This window comes from Arthrobacter sp. HS15c, assembly GCF_040812005.1.
Classification (GTDB): domain Bacteria; phylum Actinomycetota; class Actinomycetes; order Actinomycetales; family Micrococcaceae; genus Arthrobacter.
In genome coordinates, this window is sequence record NZ_JBFOHM010000001.1 from 408,003 (window position 1) to 429,646 (window position 21,644).

General features: G+C 66.1%; 22 protein-coding genes. 10 read left to right on the plus strand and 12 right to left on the minus strand.

What is annotated here, in order from left to right:
• The first annotated feature begins 56 nt into the window (after positions 1-56).
• Positions 57-1,268: a DNA recombination protein RmuC gene (locus ABV518_RS01850; protein WP_367765135.1), complete on the plus strand. Its 1,212-nt coding sequence runs from the start codon at positions 57-59 to the stop codon at positions 1,266-1,268.
• A gap of 15 nt (positions 1,269-1,283) precedes the next feature.
• Here the strand turns inward: ABV518_RS01850 and ABV518_RS01855 are convergent, their stop codons facing one another.
• Both ABV518_RS01855 and ABV518_RS01860 read right to left on the minus strand, forming a co-directional pair.
• Entirely contained in the window at positions 1,284-2,363 is a 1,080-nt protein-coding gene (locus ABV518_RS01855) for a 4-hydroxy-3-methylbut-2-enyl diphosphate reductase (protein WP_367765136.1), read from the minus strand.
• Between the two features lie 9 nt (positions 2,364-2,372).
• Entirely contained in the window at positions 2,373-3,224 is an 852-nt protein-coding gene (locus ABV518_RS01860) for a hypothetical protein (RefSeq protein WP_367765137.1), read from the minus strand.
• A gap of 184 nt (positions 3,225-3,408) precedes the next feature.
• On the opposite strand from ABV518_RS01860, the gene xseA reads away from it, so the two are divergent.
• Both xseA and ABV518_RS01870 read left to right on the plus strand, forming a co-directional pair.
• The gene (gene xseA, locus ABV518_RS01865) at positions 3,409-4,734 is read left to right on the plus strand and encodes an exodeoxyribonuclease VII large subunit (RefSeq protein ID WP_367765138.1); all 1,326 of its coding nucleotides are present in this window, start codon (positions 3,409-3,411) and stop codon (positions 4,732-4,734) included.
• Entirely contained in the window at positions 4,715-4,933 is a 219-nt protein-coding gene (locus ABV518_RS01870; RefSeq protein WP_367765139.1) for an exodeoxyribonuclease VII small subunit, read from the plus strand. Before xseA ends, ABV518_RS01870 begins: the two co-directional genes overlap by 20 nt.
• A gap of 54 nt (positions 4,934-4,987) precedes the next feature.
• Here the strand turns inward: ABV518_RS01870 and ABV518_RS01875 are convergent, their stop codons facing one another.
• The 6 genes from ABV518_RS01875 to ABV518_RS01900 form a co-directional block, all read right to left on the minus strand.
• Positions 4,988-5,842, minus strand: coding sequence for a polyphosphate kinase 2 family protein (locus ABV518_RS01875; RefSeq protein ID WP_367765140.1), 855 nt, complete (start codon positions 5,840-5,842; stop codon positions 4,988-4,990).
• A gap of 49 nt (positions 5,843-5,891) precedes the next feature.
• The gene (locus tag ABV518_RS01880; protein WP_367765141.1) at positions 5,892-7,112 is read right to left on the minus strand and encodes a pyridoxal phosphate-dependent aminotransferase; all 1,221 of its coding nucleotides are present in this window, start codon (positions 7,110-7,112) and stop codon (positions 5,892-5,894) included.
• A gap of 134 nt (positions 7,113-7,246) precedes the next feature.
• A complete protein-coding gene (locus tag ABV518_RS01885) occupies positions 7,247-8,203 on the minus strand; it encodes an ABC transporter substrate-binding protein (protein ID WP_367765142.1) in 957 nt (318 codons plus the stop codon).
• Complete coding sequence (locus ABV518_RS01890; protein ID WP_367765143.1) at positions 8,200-8,946, minus strand: ABC transporter permease; 747 nt, start codon at positions 8,944-8,946, stop codon at positions 8,200-8,202. The genes ABV518_RS01885 and ABV518_RS01890 overlap by 4 nt, the downstream gene beginning before the upstream one ends.
• Positions 8,943-9,647, minus strand: a complete 705-nt coding sequence (locus ABV518_RS01895; protein WP_367765144.1) for an ABC transporter permease — start codon at positions 9,645-9,647, stop codon at positions 8,943-8,945. The genes ABV518_RS01890 and ABV518_RS01895 overlap by 4 nt, the downstream gene beginning before the upstream one ends.
• On the minus strand, positions 9,647-10,747 hold the full coding sequence (locus tag ABV518_RS01900; protein WP_367765145.1) for an ABC transporter ATP-binding protein: 1,101 nt from the start codon (positions 10,745-10,747) through the stop codon (positions 9,647-9,649). Before ABV518_RS01900 ends, ABV518_RS01895 begins: the two co-directional genes overlap by 1 nt.
• A 260-nt stretch (positions 10,748-11,007) precedes the next feature.
• Between ABV518_RS01900 and ABV518_RS01905 the strand changes: the two genes are divergently transcribed.
• A complete protein-coding gene (locus tag ABV518_RS01905) occupies positions 11,008-12,045 on the plus strand; it encodes a pirin family protein (RefSeq protein ID WP_367765146.1) in 1,038 nt (345 codons plus the stop codon).
• Positions 12,046-12,064: 19 nt separating this feature from the next.
• Here ABV518_RS01905 and ABV518_RS01910 read toward each other — a convergent pair whose 3' ends face one another.
• The gene (locus tag ABV518_RS01910; protein WP_367765327.1) at positions 12,065-12,964 is read right to left on the minus strand and encodes an N-acetylglucosamine kinase; all 900 of its coding nucleotides are present in this window, start codon (positions 12,962-12,964) and stop codon (positions 12,065-12,067) included.
• Between the two features lie 104 nt (positions 12,965-13,068).
• A complete protein-coding gene (locus ABV518_RS01915; protein ID WP_367765147.1) occupies positions 13,069-14,055 on the minus strand; it encodes a LysR substrate-binding domain-containing protein in 987 nt (328 codons plus the stop codon).
• 101 nt (positions 14,056-14,156) lie between these two features.
• Here ABV518_RS01915 and ABV518_RS01920 point away from each other — a divergent pair, with 101 nt between their 5' ends.
• Entirely contained in the window at positions 14,157-15,443 is a 1,287-nt protein-coding gene (locus ABV518_RS01920) for an MFS transporter (protein ID WP_367765148.1), read from the plus strand.
• A gap of 124 nt (positions 15,444-15,567) precedes the next feature.
• The gene (locus ABV518_RS01925) at positions 15,568-16,068 is read left to right on the plus strand and encodes an Lrp/AsnC family transcriptional regulator (protein WP_367765149.1); all 501 of its coding nucleotides are present in this window, start codon (positions 15,568-15,570) and stop codon (positions 16,066-16,068) included.
• Positions 16,069-16,084: 16 nt separating this feature from the next.
• Here ABV518_RS01925 and ABV518_RS01930 read toward each other — a convergent pair whose 3' ends face one another.
• Positions 16,085-17,332 carry an MFS transporter gene (locus tag ABV518_RS01930; protein ID WP_367765150.1) on the minus strand — a complete coding sequence of 416 codons (1,248 nt, stop codon included), beginning with the start codon at positions 17,330-17,332 and terminating at the stop codon, positions 16,085-16,087.
• Positions 17,333-17,483: 151 nt separating this feature from the next.
• Here ABV518_RS01930 and ABV518_RS01935 point away from each other — a divergent pair, with 151 nt between their 5' ends.
• From ABV518_RS01935 to zapE, 4 genes are read left to right on the plus strand one after another with little or no spacing between them, the layout of a single operon-like run.
• Entirely contained in the window at positions 17,484-18,035 is a 552-nt protein-coding gene (locus ABV518_RS01935; RefSeq protein ID WP_367765151.1) for an Lrp/AsnC family transcriptional regulator, read from the plus strand.
• 10 nt (positions 18,036-18,045) lie between these two features.
• Positions 18,046-18,471 carry a DUF1761 domain-containing protein gene (locus ABV518_RS01940; protein WP_367765152.1) on the plus strand — a complete coding sequence of 142 codons (426 nt, stop codon included), beginning with the start codon at positions 18,046-18,048 and terminating at the stop codon, positions 18,469-18,471.
• A 40-nt stretch (positions 18,472-18,511) separates the two neighbouring features.
• Positions 18,512-19,507, plus strand: a complete 996-nt coding sequence (gene corA, locus ABV518_RS01945; RefSeq protein WP_367765153.1) for a magnesium/cobalt transporter CorA — start codon at positions 18,512-18,514, stop codon at positions 19,505-19,507.
• Complete coding sequence (zapE, locus tag ABV518_RS01950) at positions 19,507-20,058, plus strand: AFG1/ZapE family ATPase (protein ID WP_367765154.1); 552 nt, start codon at positions 19,507-19,509, stop codon at positions 20,056-20,058. The genes corA and zapE overlap by 1 nt, the downstream gene beginning before the upstream one ends.
• Here the strand turns inward: zapE and ABV518_RS01955 are convergent.
• Entirely contained in the window at positions 20,055-21,638 is a 1,584-nt protein-coding gene (locus tag ABV518_RS01955) for an ABC-F family ATP-binding cassette domain-containing protein (protein WP_367765155.1), read from the minus strand. The genes zapE and ABV518_RS01955 overlap by 4 nt on opposite strands.
• Positions 21,639-21,644 lie beyond the last annotated feature (6 nt).

A 21,644-nucleotide genomic window follows, 5' to 3' on the forward strand; every position in this document is an offset into this window, starting at 1 on the left:
CGCCCGCCGGATTGGCGCTGCCCTAAATTGTCACAGGGGCATGCCAAAGTGAGGATATGGATGCTTTCGCCCTGATTCTTGCCCTATTGATGCTTCTGGTGGGCGCCTTTGCCGGTGCCGCCGCCACCTACTTTTCGTTCCGCCAGCGCGCACACGCGCTGGAGGAGGATTTCGACGCCGTCTCGTCCCGCCTTTCCGAGGTCAGCGCCCAGTTCGCGGCCGCCGACGCCGAACGCCGCCTCCTCAGCGTCCAGAACCGGGAGCTGGGCGACTCGCGCAGCCAGGACGGGAATGTGCTGCGTGCGCTCGCGCCGGTGGCGGAAAAACTGACTGCCGTGCAGCAGCAGGTGGCACTGCTGGAGCGTGACCGCCTCGAGCAGTACGGGCAGCTGGCACAGCAGCTCCAGGAAGCCCGGCTGTCCGATGCCCAACTGATCCGCTCCACGCACGCCCTCGAGTCCGCCCTCCGCTCCAACAGCGCCCGGGGGCAGTGGGGCGAGGTGCAGCTGCGCCGCGTGGTGGAGGCCTCAGGGATGCTCAAGCACGTGGATTTCCTGGAGCAGGTCCACAGTTCCGGAGCGGACTCCGCTATCCGCCCCGACCTCGTGGTCCAGCTGCCCGGGGAAAAGCAGCTGGTGGTGGACGCCAAGGTGCCATTGTCCTCCTACCTCGCCGCCCAGGAACTTGGTTCCGGATCAGGCACGGAACACCACAACCACTCGGAGAACTCCCAGCAGGCCCTGCTGGCCGCCCACGCAAAAGCCCTGCGCGCCCACGTGGACGCCCTCAGCAATAAGAAGTACTGGGACATTCCCGGCAACACGCCCGAGCTGGTGATCTGTTTCCTGCCTGCTGAATCGATTCTGGCGGCCGCGCTCATGGCGGACGCGACGCTCCTGGACCATGCCTTGTCCAGGAATGTGGTCCTGGCTTCGCCGAGCACGCTGCTTGCTGTGCTGAAATCGGTGGCCTTCACCTGGCGCCAGGATGTGCTGACGGACAGCGCCCGCGAACTGTTCGAGCTCGCCCATCAGCTGTACGAACGGATGGGAACCCTCGGCGATAGCGTAGGCAAGCTGGGATCATCGCTGAAGTCCTCAGTGGACCGCTACAACTCGATGATCGGCACGCTTGAGGCCCGGATCCTGCCGACCGCACGAAAGCTCAACGCCATGGACGGATCCGGCCTGGCGACGCCGCCTGCCCTGGAAGTGACGCCGCGTTCACTCGCGGCACCGGAACTTCAGCAGGACGAGGCCGCGGCCTGACGCTGGCCGGACTGGTCAGTCGCGCGGGCGGCGTCCGCCGAGCGCGCGACTGACGTCGCCGGCTTCCTTGAGTGTTGCGCGGAGCTCCTTCGGCAAGGAGAAGAGCAGGTCTTCCTCGGCCGTGACGACTTCTTCCACGGCACCGTAGCCATAGTCGGCGAGCAGCCGCAGGACATCCTTGACCAGGACCTCGGGCACGGAGGCGCCGGAGGTGACGCCAACGGTGGCCACGCCTTCAAACCATGCCTCGTCCACTTCGTTGGCAAAGTCCACGCGGTAGGAGGCCTTGGCGCCGTACTCCAGGGCGACTTCCACCAGGCGGACCGAATTCGAAGAGTTGGCCGAACCCACCACGATGACCAGCTCCGCCTGGGGCGAGATCTTCTTGATGGCCACCTGCCGGTTGGTGGTGGCGTAGCAGATGTCGTCGCTGGGCGGATCCTGCAGCGTGGGGAACCGTTCCTTGAGAAGCCGGACGGTCTCCATGGTCTCGTCGACGCTCAGGGTGGTCTGGGACAGCCAGATGACCTTTTCGGGGTCGCGGACTGTTACCTTGTCCACTTCATGCGGGCCGTTGATGATCTGGATGTGTTCCGGGGCTTCGCCCGCGGTGCCCTCAACTTCCTCATGGCCGTCGTGGCCGATGAGGAGGATGTCGAAGTCGTCCTTGGCGAACCGGACGGCTTCCTTGTGGACCTTTGTCACCAGCGGGCACGTGGCATCGATGGTGCGCAGTCCGCGGTCCTCTGCGGACTGGACCACGGCCGGCGATACACCGTGGGCGGAGAAAATGACCAGGGCACCTTCGGGCACCTCGTCGGTTTCGTCCACGAAGATGGCGCCCTGTTCCTCGAGCGAGCTCACCACGTGGACGTTATGCACGATCTGCTTACGCACATACACCGGCGGGCCGTAGTGCTCCAAGGCCTTTTCGACCGCTATCACAGCCCTGTCCACACCGGCGCAATAGCCGCGGGGGGCAGCGAGCAGGACCTTCTTGGGGCCGGTCACCGGTGCAGCGGCGGATACTTCCTCAGGGGAGCGCCGCCTTCGCGGGACGGTTGGCATCGAAAGGGAAACAGCAGAGGAAGTCATTTCTCCATGCTACCGGCTGAGGGCCCGGCGCCCCCGCGAAGCGATCCCGATCACAAAGCCGGCCGCGAGAAGCAGACCGCCGGCAACCGCGGCTCCGGCCGTCCAGGCCTGGAAGCTGCCGGACGCCGCCGCGGCAAACGTGTCCTTGAACATGTCGGCAACCTCGTTGCCACTGGGCGTCCCCACGACGGCGTCCCGAGCCAGCTGCGAGCCGTAGGTCCACAGCGCGGCCAGCAGAAGCGCCCCAACGCCCGCGCTGAAAACCACGGTCCAGCGCCGGCGTGCGGCCACCAGGGCAAGCGCCAAGGCGATTCCGGCGCCGATTGCCAGGGAATAGCCCAGTGGCGCGTACGCGGACACTCGTTCGATCCATTGCCGGTGTTCCGGCTGTCCAACGTTGATCAGGGTCTGCTCCGGCGCTTCCAGCGGCAGGCGGGTGGTGCGTGCAAGCTCCTCCGTCGCGAGCGCCACAAGTGGCGCCACGTCCAGCGTGAGAGATGTGGAGGTCTCCGCATCGGCCGGCGGCGACGCAGGGTCGGGAAAGCTCAGCCGATGGCTCTTCCTGAGCGTCTCCTCCCAGGCGGCCGGGTAACCCGGCAGTCCGGTCAGGGAACCGGCCGCCGCTTCGACCACCGGCCGGACGACGTCCGCCAGGGCATCCGGGACGGCGCCAGTGTCGATGGTTCCGACAGCTGCGGCCGCGAGCCGCTGCTGGAAGTCTGCGTCCTGGCCCAGCGGGCCCGACAGCGCCACAAAGCCGTCCTCGTGCACCACGTTGCGGTCAACCCAGATCGCGGGGACGGCGACGGCGGTCAGCAGGACGCCGATGATGAGGGCCACGGCTGAAACGAAGGTGCGCAAAGCAGGTCCTAACTGGTGGGAGGCTGAGGAGCCATCCTACGCATGAAGGCTGGACAGTGAATGTCCGCCTCCGGTGATAGAGCTTATGGATAAGGTTGATGACAGCCGCCATTCAACCACGAGCCACCATCTGCCCAGCAAAGGACCGCCATGCCGCCAGCCACAGCTTCCCGGGGCAGGGCGCATGCCTGAACAGGCTGCCCTGCCGGACACTGCTGCCAGCACGCTGCCTGCGACAGCCGCTGAAACCAGTCCGGACAATCCCTGGCCATTGCAGCTGCTGTCCCAGAAACTCAAGGCGCACATCGACCGGACGCCGTCGGCGTGGGTCGAGGGCCAGGTCATCGAAATGAACCGCCGCGGCGGAAATGCTTATCTGACCCTGCGCGATGTGGACGCGGAGGTTTCCCTTCCGGCCTCCGTCTGGACCAAAGTACTGGACCGGCAGAACATGCCGCTGGAGCGTGGATCCCGGGTGGTCGCCCTGCTCAAGCCCGAGTTCTGGCTGAAGACCGGCCGCCTCAACATGCAGGTCAGGGACATCAGGCCGGTAGGGCTTGGCGACCTGCTGGCGCGGATCGAACGCCTGCGCCAGGCCCTCGCAGCCGAGGGCCTGTTTGCCGACTCCCGCAAGAAGCCCCTGCCCCTGCTGCCCCACCGCATCGGCCTCATCACCGGTCGGGATTCCGATGCCAAGAAGGACGTCCTGCAGAATGCGGCGCTTCGGTGGCCGGCCGTCGAATTTGAGATCCGCGAGGTGGCCGTCCAGGGAAACACCGCCGTGTCCCAGATCGTCCGGGCACTCAAGGAGCTCGATTCCCGTCCCGACGTTGACGTCATTGTCATCGCCCGGGGTGGCGGCGCCCTGGAGGACCTGCTGCCGTTCAACAGCGAAGAGCTGATCCGGGCTGTCGCCGCCGCGGTGACACCCGTGGTCAGCGCCATCGGCCACGAAGCGGACCGGCCTCTGCTCGACGACGTCGCCGACCTGAGGGCTTCAACGCCAACGGATGCTGCAAAGCGGATCGTCCCGGACGTGGCAGAGGAACTGGCGGGCGTCCGCCAGGCCCGGGAACAGCTCCGCCGCTGCATCAGCCGGCTCGTGGACCGGGAGACCGACCGCCTGCACGCCCTGCAGTCCCGCCCGGTCCTGTCGGCGCCCGAAACCATGGTGACCGGCCGCTCCGAGGAGATCGAGCGCCTGCTGCGCCGGTCGTCCGCCGCGGTCAGCTCACTGGTGGTGCGTGCCGCCGACCAGCTGGTCCACCTGCAGGCCCAGGTGCGGGCACTTTCACCGCAAAAGACCCTCGATCGCGGCTACGCAGTGGTGGAACTTGCCAACGGCCGCCCGGCCCGGGCAACAGAAGCCGCCGGCCATGCCGTCGTCCGCGACCCGTCGGAGGCGCCGTCCGGAACCGCGCTGTCGGTGCGCGTCGCCCACGGCCTCTTTGGGGCCACATCCACAGGGGAACTTCAACAAGGAGAAGCACATGCCCGAAACAAAGCCTGATCCGGAAATTGACGCGCTGAGCTACGAGGAAGCCCGCGAGCAGCTCATCAGTGTAGTCGGCAAGCTGGAGGCCGGCGGGGCCAGCCTCGAGGAGTCACTGGCCCTTTGGGAACGCGGCGAAGCCTTGGCCAAACGCTGCGAGGAATGGCTCGAAGGCGCCAGGAAGCGCTTGGCTGCGTCCCGGGACCAGCCCCTCTGACCAACCCTCGGACCACCAAGTGCGGGACTACCCTTTGGAACAACCCGCCCCAGGTCAGGACCGATCAACCAGTTCCCGTTCGATGGGGACATCGAACTCAGCTTTGGGCCAATCCAGCTTCATGTCGGACAGCGCGCCCAACACCAACTGCTGCACCGCGATCCTGGCATACCATTTTTTGTTTGCCGGAACCACATGCCATGGTGCTGCTTCCGTATTGGTCTCATCGAAGGCAGCCTGGTAGGCGCCCATGTAGTCGCCCCAGAACGCCCGTTCCTTGAGGTCACTGCCGCTGTACTTCCAGTGCTTGGCGGGGTTGTCCAGCCGGGCAAGGAGCCGGGTCTTTTGTTCATCCTTGCTGATATTGAGCATCACCTTGATGATTTTGGTTCCGGCATCGGTCTGGCGCGCCTCGAACTCATTGATGGCCCGGTAGCGGCGCTTAAGTTCGCTAGGCGTGGCCCAGTTATGGACCCGGTGGATCAGGACGTCCTCATAGTGGGAACGGTCGAAGATGCCAACCATGCCGGCTCCGGGCACCTCTTTCTCGACCCGCCAGAGGAAGTCATAGGACTTTTCCTCCTCGGTGGGTGCCTTGAAAGCCTTGAACTGGACGCCCTGCGGATCCATGGCGGCCATGACATGCTTGACGATTCCGCCCTTGCCAGCGGTATCCATGGCCTGCAGGATCAGCAGAAGCCGTTTTTTCCCGCCAAAGCGCGACTCCGCGAACAGCTTTTCCTGAAGTTCGGCCAACGCGCCGTCCAGTTCAGCGAGGATTGTCTGGCCATCGGCTTTGTTGCCCTTGTAACCCGGCGTCGCGTCAGGGTCGGCGTCGGCCAGCGAGAAGCCTTTCCCGACTCTCAGCGTATCGACGGGGTGCTGCTTGAACTCAACCAAGTCGGCCATCGGTTTCCTTTGTCCGCAGTTTACGCGCGGGATGGCGCGTGAGGACAGGCTAGTTCCCCTGGTACCTGCTTAGGAAGTCCCCCATGCGGCCCACGGCTTCCTCGATGTCCTTGACGTTGGGCAGGGTGACCATCCGGAAGTGGTCCGGGCGCACCCAGTTGAAGGCACGGCCGTGGGATACCAGGATTTTCTGCTCGCGCAGCAGGTCCAGCACGAATTTCTCGTCATCGCGGATGTGGTAGACCTCGGGGTCCAGCCGGGGGAAGAGGTAGAGCGCGCCCCTGGCCTGCTGCGTGCTGACTCCGGGAATGGCGTTCAGCATGTCGTAGGCCTTGTTGCGCTGTTCCAGCAGCCTTCCGCCGGGAAGGATGAGGTCGTTGATGCTCTGGTATCCGCCCAGCGCTGTCTGGATGGCGTGCTGGGCGGGCACGTTGGCGCACAGGCGCATGTTGGCCAGCAGGTTGATGCCCTCCAGGTAATCGGCGGCTTCCTTTTTGGGTCCGGAAATGGCCATCCAGCCAGCGCGGTAGCCGCAGACACGGTAGGCCTTGGAGAGCCCGCTGAAGGTGAGGCACAGGACGTCGTCGCCGGTCAGCCCGGCCAGGTTTATGTGGACGGCGTCCTCGTAGAGGATCTTTTCGTAGATTTCATCGGCGAAAAGGACCAACCCGTGCTTCTCGGCAAGGGCCACGATCTTCTTGAGCGTCTCTTCGGGGTAAACAGCGCCCGTGGGATTGTTCGGGTTGATCACCACGATGCCCTTGGTGCGGGGCGTGATCTTGGCTTCCATGTCTTCAAGGTCGGGCTGCCAGCCGGACTCCTCGTCGCAGAGGTAGTGCACGGGCTTGCCGCCGGCCAGGGCCACGGATGCCGTCCACAGCGGGTAGTCCGGCGTGGGAATGAGGACCTCGTCGCCGTCGTCCAGCAACGCCATGAGCGACATGGTGATGAGCTCACTGACGCCGTTGCCGAGGTAGATGTCGTCAACGTGGATGTTCTGGATGCCGCGGGTCTGGTAGTACTGCGAGACGGCGGTGCGGGCCGAGAAGATGCCGCGGGAGTCGCTGTACCCCTGAGCATGCGGCAGGTGGCGGATCATGTCCACCAGGATGGCGTCCGGGGCTTCAAATCCAAACGGCGCGGGGTTTCCGATGTTCAGTTTGAGGATCCGGTGACCCTCCGCCTCCATCTGCTGGGCGGCCTGAAGAATCGGTCCACGGATGTCGTAAAGGACGTTGTGAAGCTTGGTGGACTGCCTGAATTCTGCCATCCATCAAATATGCCACAGGAAGGATGTACTTCCGTTGAGACCTCGCCCACACCCGCGGCGCATGTACGACGGCGGCTGCCGGACTGGCGGAAGGCCGGCAGCCGCCGTCTTGGTGCTTCATCAAGGGTCAGGCGTTACTTGACGATGCCCTTGTCCTTGAGCCAGGCCGCCGCGGCGTCCTTGGCGTTCTGCTTCTGGCTGCCGCTGACCGCCCGGTTGAGGTTGACCAGGTCATCAGTGGTGAGGACGCGCGAAACGGCGTTGAGGGCTTCCTTGGCCTTGTCGGTCATCTTTGCCTTGTTGTACAGCGGCAGGACCTGCTGGGCCTTGAAGTTGTTCTTCGGATCCGCCAGCACCACAAGGTCGTTGTCCGCGATGGACGGGGTGGTGGTGTAGATGTCGGCCACCTGGACGTCATCGGTCAGCAGGGCCTGCAGCGTCAGGTTGCCGCCGCCGTCGCTGAAGGGCTTCAGCGCCTTGAGTTCACAGCCGTAGTTCGCCTTGAGCCCCGGGAAGCCGTAGGCGCGGGTTTCAAACGTTGCCGGCGCAGCCATTGTCAGGTCCTTGCAGACCTTGGCGAGGTCCTCGATGGACTTCAGCTGGTACTTCTCGGCCGTGGCCTTGGTGACCACCATGGCGTCCTTGGACTCAGCCTTTGCTGCTTCCAGGACTGCCAGTCCGTCGGGGAGCTTCCCCGGCAGGGCCTTGTAGATGTCGTCGGCCGAGACCTCTGCGGCCTCCGGGTCCACGTGCGAGAGCAGGTTGCCGGAGTAGTCCGGGACGAGATCCACGGAACCGTCCTGCACGGCCTTGAAGTAGATCTCGCGGGAGCCGATATTTGGCTTGGTGGTGGCCGTGACGCCGGCAGCTGTCAGCGCGCCGGCGTAGATCTCGGCCACGATCTGGCTTTCCGGGAAGTCCGCCGATCCCACCACCAGCGAGCCGCCGGTTGAACCACCGGTTCCGGTGGTGCTGGGCGTCGACAGCGGGTCGCCGCCGCCACAGGCGGAAAGAGCGACGGCGATGCCGACGCCCGCCGCCAGGCCGGCGAGGCCCCGGCGGGTAATGGTTGTCCGGGCGGTTTTCTTCATGGGGTGCCTCCTTGAACAGCAGCTGCCGCAGGCGCGGCAACTGTGAGATCGGCGGTGGCCTTGTGGCCGCCGTGGGGATCGGTGGACAGGCCGGGCGACAGAAGCATTCTCTGCACCGCGGCGAGGATAAGGTCAACGGCGATGGCCAGGCCGGCGATGAGCAGCGAACCGGCAAGCATCCGGGGGAAATCCTGCAGGACCAGGCCGTCGAAAAGATACCGGCCGAGGCCGCCCAGCGGCAGGTACGCCACAACGGACACCGTGGCGATGACCTGGAGCACGGCCGTCCGGATGCCACCGAACATCACTTGCAAACCGTTGGGTACTTCCACCCGGAACAGGATCTGCAGTTCGGTCATCCCCATGGCCCGGGCAGCATCCACCACCGTCCGGTCAACGCTGGAGATTCCGGCATAGGTTCCCGCGAGCAGCGGCGGAACGGTGAGGATCACCAGCGCCCACACCGGTGGCATCAGGCTGCTGCCCGCGAGCAAGGCGAACAGGACCAGCAACCCCAGGGTGGGCAGCGCACGGAGGGCGCCGGCCAGAGCAACGGCAACCACCCGGCCGCGGCCGGTATGGCCGATGTAGAGCCCCGCGGGGACTGCGATGGCTGACGCGATCAGGAGCACCAGTCCGCTGTACTGGAGATGCTCCAGCAAGCGCACGCCGATGCCGGAGCTTCCGGACCAGTGCGCGGGGTCGGTCAGCCAAGCCAACGTATCAACGAAGATGTTGCTCATCCGGCCGCCCCCGCAATCCCGGGCAGGCCCGCGGCGTCAATCCGGTCCGCATCCCCTGCCGGCGATTTTGCAGCCCGCGTCCACGGCGTCAGCAGCCGCTCCAGCAGCACCAGCACGCCGTCCATCAGCAGGGCAAGCACCAGGATGGCAACAATGCCCACCACCACTTCGGTGACGAAGGTCCGCTGCAGGCCGTCGGTAAACAGCATGCCCAGGTTGCCCACGCCCAGCAGCGCGGCAACGCTGACCAGGGAGATGTTGCTGACGGAGACCACCCGGAGTCCGGCGAACATCACGGGGAGGGAGAGCGGCAGGTCGATCTGGAAGAAGCGCAGCCAGGGCTTGTAGCCCATGGCCACGGCGGCCTGGCGCAGGTTTTCGTCCACGGAGTCAAAAGCATCGAGGGCGGCCCGCACCAGGAGGGCCACCGCGTACAGGGTGAGGGCAACAATGACGTTCACCGGGTCGAGGATCCGCGTCCCGAGGAGGGGAGGCAGGATGATGAACAACGCCAGCGACGGGATGGTGTACAGCAGCGAACTCGCGGTCACCACAACGGACCTCAGTGTGGAATTCATCCGGGCGAGCTGGGCAAGCGGAATGGAAATGACCAGCCCGAGGACCATCGGAATCAGGGCAAGGACCAGATGCTGGCCTGCCCGTTCCAGGACCATGCCGCTGTTTGCCAGGAACCAGTCCATCAGAGTGCAGCCTGCCGGACCTGGCGGGCTTCCTCAATGACGGCAAGGACTTCGTGGGCCCTGATGGTGCCCAGGACGCGGCCCTCCCGGTCAACAGCCACGCCCAGGCCCGACGGCGAGGAGAGCGCCGCGTCCAAGGCCCGGCGGAGGGTGTCGCCGGGGCGGAACAGGGAGCCGCCGGGAATGAGTTCGGTGTCCGTACCCGGGCTCGCCCAACCCAGGGGACGCATTCCGGCGTCCACCACCAGCTGCCAGCCGGACACGGCGTCGGGATCCCCGGCGAAGGCTGAGTCCTCCTGGACGAGCGTGGGCACCGGGTGGATATTCACGCCGTCGGACGCTGTGAATCCCAGGTGGCGGAATCCCCGGTCCCTGCCGACGAAAGCCGCGACGAAGTCGTTGGCGGGGGCACGCAGGATCTCCTCGGGCGTGGCGTACTGTGCCAGTTTGCCGCCCACGGCAAACACTGCCACCTTGTCCCCCAGGACCGTGGCTTCGTCAATATCGTGCGTGACAAAAACGATGGTCTTGGCGAGGTCTTTCTGCAGCCGGAGGAGCTCCTGCTGAAGCTCGTCCCGCACCACGGGATCCACGGCACTGAACGGCTCGTCCATCAGGAGCACGGGCGGGTCGGCGGCGAGCGCGCGGGCCACGCCTACGCGCTGCTGCTGTCCGCCGGACAGCTGGGAGGGGTAGCGCCTTCCGAGGGTGGAGGCCAGGCCGACGACGTCGAGAAGCTCTTCGGCGCGTTTGCGCGCCGCTGCCTTGGAGACGCCGTTGAGCCTGGGAACGGTGGCGATGTTGTCCAGCACTGAACGGTGCGGCATGAGCCCGGAAGACTGCATCACATAGCCCATGGAACGCCGGAGTTCCGCCGCGGGAACGGACGTGACGTCCTTGCCGTCCACGGTGATGACGCCGGACGTCGGCTCGACCATGCGGTTGATCATCCGAAGCGACGTTGTCTTGCCGCAGCCGGACGGGCCCACGAAGACGGTGATCGCACCCCGGTCGATGGACATGGTCAGCTGGTCCACGGCCGGGTGTCCGCCCTGATACTGCTTGGTGACGCTTTGGAACTCAATCATGGCCTGGTCCATTGCGGGACTTACCTGTTCTGTTGGACGGCATCGGAGTGGGGATCGACTCGATCACAAGCGCACTGATGATCACGGTAACCCTCATCCGACCCCAGCTTAACCAGTGGCGCACCGAAAGTGGGCGAAGGAATCCCTACTGTAATCATTCGGAGACCTCGACTGTGCGGATGGGCCGTCCGGGGAAGTACGCCGGCGGCGGCGCCCGCAGGCGGCTTGGAGCCGGCACCGACCGGGGGCGGCGGTGGGCCTAGAGTTGGACTGTGACCAATCTCGAAGTGACTCCCGAGCAGGAAATTTGTCCCCCGGCGGCCCCGGAGGAGAGCTCGGGCCCTTGCCTGCAGCTCTGGCCGGAACGGGAAGTTCCGCTGGGCGGAGTGCGGGCCATGAATGTCCGGCGCACACTGCCCCAGCGCGGACTGCCTACCATCGGAGCCTGGTGCTTCCTGGACAGCTTCGGCCCGGACCGCACAGCCATGTCGGTGCTCCCGCACCCGCACATCGGGCTGCAGACCGTGACGTGGCCGCTGGCAGGGAACATCCGGCACCGGGACAGCGTCGGCAGCGACGTCGTGGTCCGCCCCGGCGAGCTGAACATCATGACGGCGGGGCGGGGCGTATCCCACTCGGAGTTCGCTGTTCTTCCGTCGCCTCTGCCGGCGTCCGACGGCGGCGGGCGGCTGCCGCTGCAGCGTGGCCTTCAGCTCTGGGTGGCGCTCCCGGACAGCCAGCGGCACCGGGAGCCTGCCTTCGAGCAGCACCGCGAACTTCCCACCGTGACCGGTGAAAATTTCACGGCCACCGTAATGGTGGGCGAATTTGCCGGCGCAACGTCGCCGGCAACCATGTACTCCCCCATTGTCGGCGCAGACATCACGTGCGCGGGCCCCGTCGTCCTGCCGCTCAACCAACACTTTGAACATGCCGTCCTGGTACTCGATGGCGGGCTGGTGGTGGACGGGCAGGAGATTCCGCCCGGGCCCTTGGGCTACCTGGGCGTGGGCCGCTCCCTGCTGTCCATCCAGGCACTCCCGGACACACGCTTCGTGATCATCGGCGGTGAACCGTTCCAGGAGGAACTGCTGATGTGGTGGAACTTCGTGGCCCGCACCCATGAGGAAGTGGAGGAAGCCCGCGAGGCCTGGCAGGCCCAGGACGGCTTAACCGATGCGGAGGCCCGGGGCGCCCGTTACGGGCTGGTCGACGGGCATGGGCCGGAGGCGGGCGCTGAGGCCGGCCGCATCCCGGCGCCTATGCTGCCCACCGTCAGGCTGACGGCGAGGAAGCGAGCGCACCCCTGACCGGCCGGTCCACCGGACTTTATTCCTGCTCGGAGACCAGCTGCAGGACACCAAACACCGGTTCCTGGTCCAGTACCCGCACGTCGGTGATGCCGGCCGCGGCCAGGTGCCTGCGGAAGGCATCCTGGAGCGAGACCACGTTCATGCCGAGACCGCCACCCAGGATGACAGGACCAGCAATGCCGAGCTTTCCGAGTGCCTGCGCGGCCAGGCCGGCAAGGTCGCTGCCCGCCTGGTCCAAGAGCTCCAGGCTCGCCAGGTGGCCGGCGGCGGCGGTTTCCACCACGGGACGGGCCTGCTGTGCCCAGAAGCGGCGGCCCGTGTCAGGGGAATGGAACAGGGAGATCAGCCTGTTGGGATCATCCACGCCGCAGGATGCAAGGAGCGCCGCCGTCAGTCCGTCGACAGGCAGGCCCTGGTTCATCCGGCGCAGGCTGTAGCGGACCGCTTCGCGCCCCAGCCAGTAGCCGCTGCCTTCATCACCAAGGAGGTAGCCCCAGCCGCCGGCCCGGGCCTCGTCTCCGCCGGCGTTCCTGCCCCACGCGGCTGAACCCGTTCCGGCAATCACCGCAACGCCTGTGCTGGCGCGTCCGGCCGCCAGGAGCAGGCGGGAGTCATGGACCACGGTGATCCTGGCTCCGGGAACATGGGGTTCGATCAGCGCTGCGAGCGCTGCGGCGTCGTCGTCCGTGTCGATGCCGCCGGCGCCGGCATAGACCTGGGACACCTGGCCGCCGCCGATCCGGGCGAACAGGTCAGCCAGGTTGAAGGCAGCGTCCTCACGGCTGACGTTCTGGACGTTGGAGCTGCCGGCGGACTCATCCGCGACTGCCTTCCCGTCCTCGAAGCGCACGCCGCGGGTCTTGGTGCCCCCGATGTCCAGTCCGATGATGACTCCCGACAGCGGGCCAGGCCTCACGGTGCCGTGTGCTTCAGAAGGTGCGGTGTGTGGGTTTTCGGTGTAAGTCACGTCACCAGCCTACTGAGGCTGACGCTGGAAGCCCGTGCCGCCGTCGCCATATTTCACACGCCGCCGGACCGGGACCGGACCAGGCCTGCCAGCAACTGGGGACCCTCCTGGAGCACCATCTCGCGGAAAAGCCGGACAGCGTCGGATTCCGCATCGGGGCCAGGCTTCCGAACCCGCCATGCCAGCCCGATCTCGCGGGATGCCAGGTCCGACTCAATCGCGAGTTCAACCCAGCCCAGGTTGCCAGTCTCCGGGCTGACCTCACGCCCCGGGCCGTTGCCGCCGGGCGGGAGGATGCTCACGCCGAGCCCGGCCGAGACCAGCCCCCGCACCGTGTGCGAGTCCTGGCTTTCAAAGGCGATGCGCGGCCGGAAACCCGCTTCGCGGAATAATGCATCCGTCAGGGACCGCAGGCCGTACCCGGACCCCATTGCCACAAAGGGATCGCTCCTGATGTCCCGGATCCGGACGCTGCGCCGGGACGCCAGCGGGTGGGCGTGATGGACCACCAGCCGCAGCGGTTCACGGTAGAGGGCTGCCGACGAGACTGTGCGGCCCGCCGGCGCCACCGGAGCCGTCAGGGCAAGGTCAGCCGCGCCGGATGCGAGTTCCGCGAGGCAGCTGTCCCGGGCACCCTGGCTGAACGTGAAGCCGGCTTCCGGATGCCTGCCCCGGAAGGCGCTGATCAGCAGCGGCAACGTGGCCTCACCGAAAGTGTGCTGGAACGAGATGGAAATCCTTCCCCGCACCACATCCGATTCGTGCCGGACCAGGTCCAGCCCGGCCTGGAACTCAGCCAAAGCCGCTTCGATGAACGGCAGCAGCGTCCGGGCGGCGGACGTCAGCCGCACTCCCCTGCCGTCCCGGATCAGGAGTTCGGTTCCGACGGCGGCGCTGGCGCGGCTGAGCGCACGGCTCACGGTGGACTGCGGCACGCCCAGCAGCTCCGCCGTTTCGGTGACGTGCTGTGTCCGGCCCAGCTCAGCGAGCAGCGGCAACAGGGGCAGCAGTTGGGCCAATTGTTTGTGGTCAGCGTCCATGGGGCCGCCCTTCCAGGTCGGTTTACTGTTCCATATTTGATATGAAATTTTATTCAACCATGCATTGGAAGCATACATTCCCCCGGGTCTAGGGTGGAGAAATGGGCACACATCCGCGTACAGCAGGCAATGGGGCGTCTACTCCGAAAGCGTGGGACGGCCACCCGAAGGGTTCTGCTGCGTACGGCAAGGTGCTGGCCGGCCTGGCCTTTGCCGGCGTGGCCACGTTTGCCCAGCTCTATTCCACCCAGGCGGTGTTGCCCATCATGGCGGCGGAGCTGCAGATTACGGCTGCCGAAGCAGGCCTGACCATTTCGCTGGCCACCGTCGGACTGGCGGTCACAGTTATCCCGTGGTCCTTCCTGGCGGACAGGATCGGACGGGTCAAAGCCATGGCCATGGGGATCACGGCGGCCACGGTCCTCGGCCTGCTGGTGCCGCTCGCCGGAAGCTTCGGGATGCTCCTTGGGCTGCGGCTGCTCGAGGGCATGGCGTTGGGAGGGATCCCCGCGATCGCCATTGCGTACCTGAATGAGGAAGTAAACAAGGCACATGCTGCCCTGGCGGCCGGCAGCTACGTCGCGGGAACCACCCTGGGCGGCCTCGCGGGGCGGCTTGTTGCCGGACCCGTCGGCGAACTGTGGGGCTGGCGGGCGGCCGCGCTTGCCGTTTCCCTGCTGGCCACCCTCGCAGCGGTACTGTTCCTGCTGCTCGTCCCCAGGGCGCGGGGATTCACGCCGGCCAAGGCGGCCGGTTTGCGGGGTGCGTGGCGGACCCTCGCCGGGCATGTCCGCAACCGCAGGCTGCTGGCCCTGTACGTCCAGGCCTTCCTCCTGATGGGCGGCTTCGTGGCGGTCTACAACTACCTCGGCTTCCGCCTGGCCGGTGCGCCCTTCGCCCTGCCGGCCACGCTGATCAGCCTGATCTTCCTCGCGTACCTGTCCGGAACGTTCTCCTCACGGTGGGCAGCGGCGCTGACACTGAGGTTCGGGCGGCGGAACGTGCTTCTGGCCGGGGTCATCCTGATGGTGGCCGGGCTGGCCCTGACCCTGACCCAACTGCTGGCCATCATCCTGCTGGGCCTCGTCGTCTTCACCGGAGGGTTTTTCGCTGCCCACAGCATCGGCGCAGGCTGGACGGGCAGCATCGCTTCCACGGGCCGGGCCCAGGCGGCCTCGCTCTACAACCTTTCCTATTACCTGGGCTCCAGCGTCATCGGCTGGGCCGGTGGACTGGTCTTCCAGTCTTGGGGCTGGCCGGCACTGGCCGGGACCGTGATGGTCCTGGCCTGCCTCACGGCGGTGACTGTGGCCGTTGCCCATCCCTGGCGCGAAACCCGCTCAGCCGCCGCGCCCGAGGCTGGGCGGCCGGAAGCTGCCGCCGCCTAGGAGTGAACTATCCTCTGCCAACGGCCTGATCTTCTGGCGAATATTCGGACTGAAGGACCGGAACGGGGGTGAACTGCCGGAATTGGGCGTCTAGGATGAACTCAGAACACTTTGAGGAGATCCCATGAGCAGTAACGGCAAGAATGTCCGGCCCGGGCAGACCGAACCCCTGGATGCCATCGACGAGCGGCTGCTCGCAGCCTTGGTGGACGACGCCCGGATCTCGAACAAGCAGCTGGCCGAACTCGTGGGCATCGCCCCCTCGACGGCACTGATGCGCACCCGGGCACTCTCCGAACGCGGCATCGTCCAGGGCTTTGAAGCCAAACTCAGCCTGTCCGCCATCGGACGGTCTGTCCAGGCGCTGGTGGCCGTGCGGCTGAGGGCCCATGACAGGGACCAGATCGACCGCTTTACGGCACGGGTTCCGCATCTTCCGGCTGTGCTCTCCACGTTCCACACCTCAGGCTCCGTGGACTACCTCCTGCACATCGCCGTGGCCAGCACCGAGGACCTGCGTGACTGGGTGCTGGACAATTTGGCGACGGACCCCGTGGTGGGCCATACCGAGACAACCCTTGTCTTCGACCACATCCAGGGAAACCACGGGCCGCTGCCCGAGTAGGCCGGCCTGACCGCTGCTAGCGGCGGGCGCGCAGCCGCATCGCCGAACGCATGGTGACTGCGGCGAGCACCAAAGCCGCCGCGCTGCACAGCACCACAAACCCGGCGACGGACGCCTGCAGCCCGAACACCGCCGTCGCCCACCCGAGTCCCAGGACGGGCACCGCGCTGCCAAGGTATGTGATCACATACACCGTGCTGATGATCCGGGCGTGATGGGACGGCTCCACCTTGCCGGCAACGTCGTTGAAGACAGTGCGGAACGCCACCCCCTGGCCCAGCCCGGCACAGATACTGGCCACCACCAGCACCAGCGGACTGTTCCACGCCGCCGAGGCAGCCAGCAGCAGCACCGAAATGCCCAGGACGGCCAGGCCTGCCGGGACCGCGTAGCGGCCACGTACGCTGAGCAGCTGGCTCAGGGCAGATGCGCCCAGGGTGATGCCAGCCAGGGCGCCGATGACGGGGCGCGACTCTGCGTGCACTATCTGGGCAAAATAGCCCGGCGCCAGGGACAGGCAGAAGCCAAAAACGGAAAAGCTGAGGAAGCCGACGGCGGCCGCGAGCCAGAAGGCACCCCTCGCCTCGGTGGAAACGGACGGCCGACGCGGCGCCAGCGCCTTGAATGGCTTGGCGGCGTCCGCGGGCATGATTGCAGGCCGCGCCTGGAGTAGGTAGAGGGGCACGAGCAGGCAGGCAAGTACCGCGGAGTGCACGTAGTACGGCGCCGTCGTCGGCCCGGGCAGCATCGACAGGACGCCGCCAATGACCGGGCCTGCCGCCACACCGCCGGCAGAGGCGAGGAGCGTAAAGCGCGAGGCCCACTCGGGGCGGGAGGGCAGCAGTTCACGCAGGGCGGCTGCGCTCGCGCCGGTGGCGAGGGCCACGGCCACTCCCTGCAGGGCGCGTCCGGCGGAAAGGCCTGCCAGCCCCTCCGCATGGGCGAAAATCCAGCCGCCCGCGAGCCCCACCACCACGGCGAGGATCAGGGTAGCCCGCCGGCCTATGTAGTCCGACCAGTGCCCCGCGAGCATGAGCGTGGATACCAGGGCGAGGACGTAGCTTGCGAACGCGATGGTGATCCCGAACGTCGAGAGCCCCAGGTTTTCCTGCAGCAGCGGATACAGGGGCGTTGCCAGGTTCGCACCCACCAGCAACGTAAAGATGACGGTTCCCGCCATCACCAGCCGCGCGGTGGTGGAGGCGTCCCACCCCGCACGCCCGGCGGTGGCGGGCCGCATGCGGAGTTCACTGAAGACGGTCATCGGCGTGCCTTTGTTTCGACCGGCGCCGGGTGTCCTTGTGGGTTCCGGCGCCCTGGTAAAAATGGATACGTACAGATTGCGGCATTTCTGCCCTATCGGTCATCCGTACATGAAAGAATTGATCAAAATCATCAATTCTTGGGTGCCAGTCATGGCAGAAAGTGACAGTTTGAATAATCTGGACCCCACCGACCTGAAGATCCTGCTGGAACTGATCCGCGATCCCCGGGTGCAGATCGGCGAGCTGAGCGAATCCCTGGGCATTGCCCGCAATACGGCACAGTCGCGCATCCGGCGGCTGCTCCGCACCGGCGTCCTGCACGACGGCGGGCGGGAGATTGACCTCGAAGCGGTGGGGTACGACGTCGTTGCCTTCGTCACTATTGAGGTGACGCACCGGGAACTCGACGGTGTGGTGGCGGCACTGCGGCTCCTCCCCCAGGTCCTGGAAGTCCACGAAATCTCAGGCCGGGGAGACGTATGGTGCCGTGTGGTGGCCACCGACACGCATAACCTGCAGGCCGCCCTCCGCCAGATCCTCAGGATCAAGGGCGTCATCCGGACCGAAACCGTGCTGGCGCTGCACACCCACATCCCGTACCGGACCGAACCCCTGATCAGCAGGCTGGCCCAAGGCGGACCGGCCCAGGCAACACGGGCTGTCCGGGCCTCCACAGCCTCCCGCGGGCAGCCAACCGACTAGGCTTTCGAGCATGGATTGGCTCTCATATATCTCGCAGATCAATTGGCTGGCCGTGCTGCTTGCCTTCGTCGCCAGCATGGCTATCGGCTTCGTCTGGTACCTGCCCGCCGTGCTGGGCAACCGGTGGATGGCCGCCATTGGCAAGACGGAAGAGGACCTGAAGAACATCAGCGGCGGCGCCCGCATCTGGGTCCCCATGATGGTGGCCGCGGCCCTGACAGCCATCCTGCTTGCTGTCCTGATCAGCAAACTGGGCCTGGACAATGCGCTGGCCGGAGGCTTCTTTGCGTTCGTCCTCGCCCTGGTGTTCCGCGCCGGCGGCCATGTGATCCACAATGGCTTCGCCGGCCGCCCCGTGGCCGTCACCCTCATCGACTCCGGCCACGACCTGCTGGCAATGACCGTTGCCGGCGCGATCATCGGAGCCATGTCCTGAACCCCCGGCACCCTTCCGTACAGACGGGCCGCTCCCTCCCATGACCATCATCGACAACGCCGTTTACGTGGACGGTGTCCGCAGCGCGGAACCGGAATCCCTGGAACAGACGTTCGAGACGCTCGCCGGGCACGGCGGGATGGCCTGGATCGGGCTGTACCGGCCGACGGCGGCAGAGATGTCGGCCGTCGCCAGTGAATTCGGCCTTCACGCACTGGCCGTGGAGGACGCCATCTCCGCGCACCAGCGTCCCAAGCTGGAGCGGTACGAGGACAACCTCTTCACTGTGCTCCGGCCTGCCCGCTACCTTGATGCCACCGAAACCGTGGAATTCGGCGAGCTCCATATCTTCACCGGCAGGAACTTTGTGGTCACTGTCCGGCATGCTGAAATGGCAGGCGTGGCCACCGTGCGGAGACGGCTGGAATCCCGGCCCGACCTTCTCAAGCACGGCCCGGAAGCAGTCCTCTACGCCCTGCTGGACAAAGTGGTTGATGATTACGCCCCGGTGGTGGCCGGGCTCGAGAACGACATCGACGAGATCGAAGACCAGCTGTTCAGCGGCGACAGCACGGTCTCCCGGCGGATCTACGAGCTTGCCAGGGAGGTCATCCAGTTCCAGCGGGCGATCCACCCGTTGCCGGGCATGATGCAGCAGCTCAAGCGCGGCTTCGAGAAATACGGCGTGGAGACGGAACTGCAGCACAGCCTCCGGGACGTGGAGGACCATGTGGAGCGGGTCATCTCCCGCGCCGACTCGTTCCGGGACCTCCTGCAGAACGCCCTGACCCTGGACGGGACACTCACAGCCAACCGCCAGAACGAGGCCAGCGCCGAGCAAAACGAACAGGTCAAGAAGATCTCGTCATGGGCCGCGATCTTTTTTGCGCCCTCGTTCGTGGCCGGCGTCTACGGGATGAACTTCGACCACATGCCTGAGCTCCACTGGGCTGTGGGCTACCCGATGGCCATCGCGCTGATGGCCGGAACAGCTGGCCTGATGTACGGCATCTTCAAGAAGAAGGGCTGGCTCTGATGCCGGCCTCGGCGGCCGACGGCGGGCCGGCACCGGCGCTGGTGAATGGCCGGATCATCACTCCCGGCACAGAGCACCAGCTGGGCACCTACGGCCTGTTTCCGCCGTCGGCCGCCCAGCGGCGCACGGTGACGCCCGGCGCCGTGCCGCTCACGGCCAGGAACGCTGAACCGGAACTGCTGTGGATCGGCTTCGCCGAGCTCTGCGGCGGCGCCGCAACGCGCGCGGACTACCGGACATTGGTAGACCGGCACTCCACGTGGGTCATTGACGGTGTTCCTGACCCCGAAGCCGTTTCGGCGGAAGAGGCACCAGCGTGGCGCCGGTTCGGGGATGCCGTCGAAGCCCTCTGCGAGCAGGGCAGGACGCTGTTCGTGGTCAGCGCCCACGCCCCTCACTGGGAACGCGCCACGGTGGCCTGGCAGGGCGCCAGCATCCCGGGTGCTGCGGACGTTCCGGAGGTGATGGCGGGGATTGCCCGCCGCCTGTCAGGCCTGGTGCGGGTGGAATCCACTAGCGGGGCGGTTCCGGAGGGCGTCTCCGGAAGTTAGGCCGCGTGAACGCCGATGTCCGCGCTGTCCTCAGTGAAGACAAGACGGCGGTTGGCGACTTTGTCAGTGAAGAACCGGTCGTGGCTGACCACGACGACGGCGCCGGGGAAATGCAGCAGTGCACGTTCCATCACCTGCGTGCTGGAGAGGTCCAGGTGGTTGGTGGGCTCGTCCAGCAGCAGGACCGAGGCTCCGGAGAGCAGGCACTGGGCCATGGCCACGCGGGCACGCTGGCCACCGGAGAGGTTGCCGATCCGCTGCTTGAGGTCGGCGTCCGAAAACTGGAACATCGCCAGGAACCGGTGAACGGATTTTTTCGTCGCCGTCAGTGCCAGGCTGTCCGGCATCGCATTGACCGCATGGGTGACCGTGTCGTCGTCGTTAAGTTCTTCAAGCACCTGGTTGTAGGAAACCATGCCGGCACCCTTCGCCCAGGTGACCGAACCCGAATCGGCGGGCTCCTCGCCCGTGAGGGCGCGCAGCAGCGTGGACTTGCCGCTGCCGTTGGCGCCGATCACGGCGATCCGGTGCCCGCGGCCGATCTCGAAGCTCAGGTCCTGGAACAGCGTCCGCCCGTCGTAGGCCTTGCCGAGCGAATCCACCCTGCAGAGCACATCCTTGACGTACAGGCCGCCGTAGATCTCCGTGATGATCTGGTCCACGGGCCTCGGCGTACGCGACTTCTTGATCTTGGCCAACTGGTTGGCGAGCCCCTTGCCCGCCGCCTTGGCAGCCTCACGGCGGTCCGAGATGCCTTCGGCTTCGAACGCCAGCAGCTCGGACTCGTGCAGAAACTGGCTTTCCAGGCTCTTGAGCCGGAACTGCTTTGCCACGACATACTCGGCGAAGTTGCCCGGATATTCGTGGAGGTGGAAGTTCTCCACCTCCACGATCCGGGTGACAACGGCGTCCAGGAAGGTCCGGTCATGCGAGACGACGATCGCGGCGCCCTTGAAGGTCCGGAACCAGCCTTCCAGCCATTCGACCCCGGCGACGTCGAGGTAGTTGGTGGGCTCGTCCAGGAGGAGCACGTCAGGGGCCTCAAGCAGGATCTTTGCCAGCGCGGCGCGGTTCCGCCAACCACCGGAGAGTTCATCGATGGAGCAGGCCCGGTGGGCGTCGCTGAAGCCCAGTGTGGTGAGCACCTTGTCGATGCTGCGCTGGTAGTCCCAGCCGTCCAGCCGGTCCATGTCTTCGAAGAGCTCCGACTGGCGGTGGATCAGGCCGTCCAGCTGGGAGTCCCCCGGGCCCGCTGCTATGGCGGCGTCGATGGCCGCCAGTTCCGCTTCAATGTCCTTGATGTGGGCGAACAGCCCGTCCAGGACCTCAAGGATGCTCGACTCGCCATTCAGTTCCGAGAACTGTGAGAAGTAGGCGGTGGTGACGCCGGGGTCCAGGCTTATGCTCCCGGCATCCGGGGCAACCTGCCCGAGGATGAGCTTGAGGATGGTGGACTTGCCCGATCCGTTCCTGCCGATGAGGCCCACGCGGTCCCCCGGTTCGAGCCGGAAGAATGCTTCACGGAGCACAGGGGTTTTGTCGAAACTGACGCTGACGTCGTTCAGCCGGATCAAACTCATTGACTC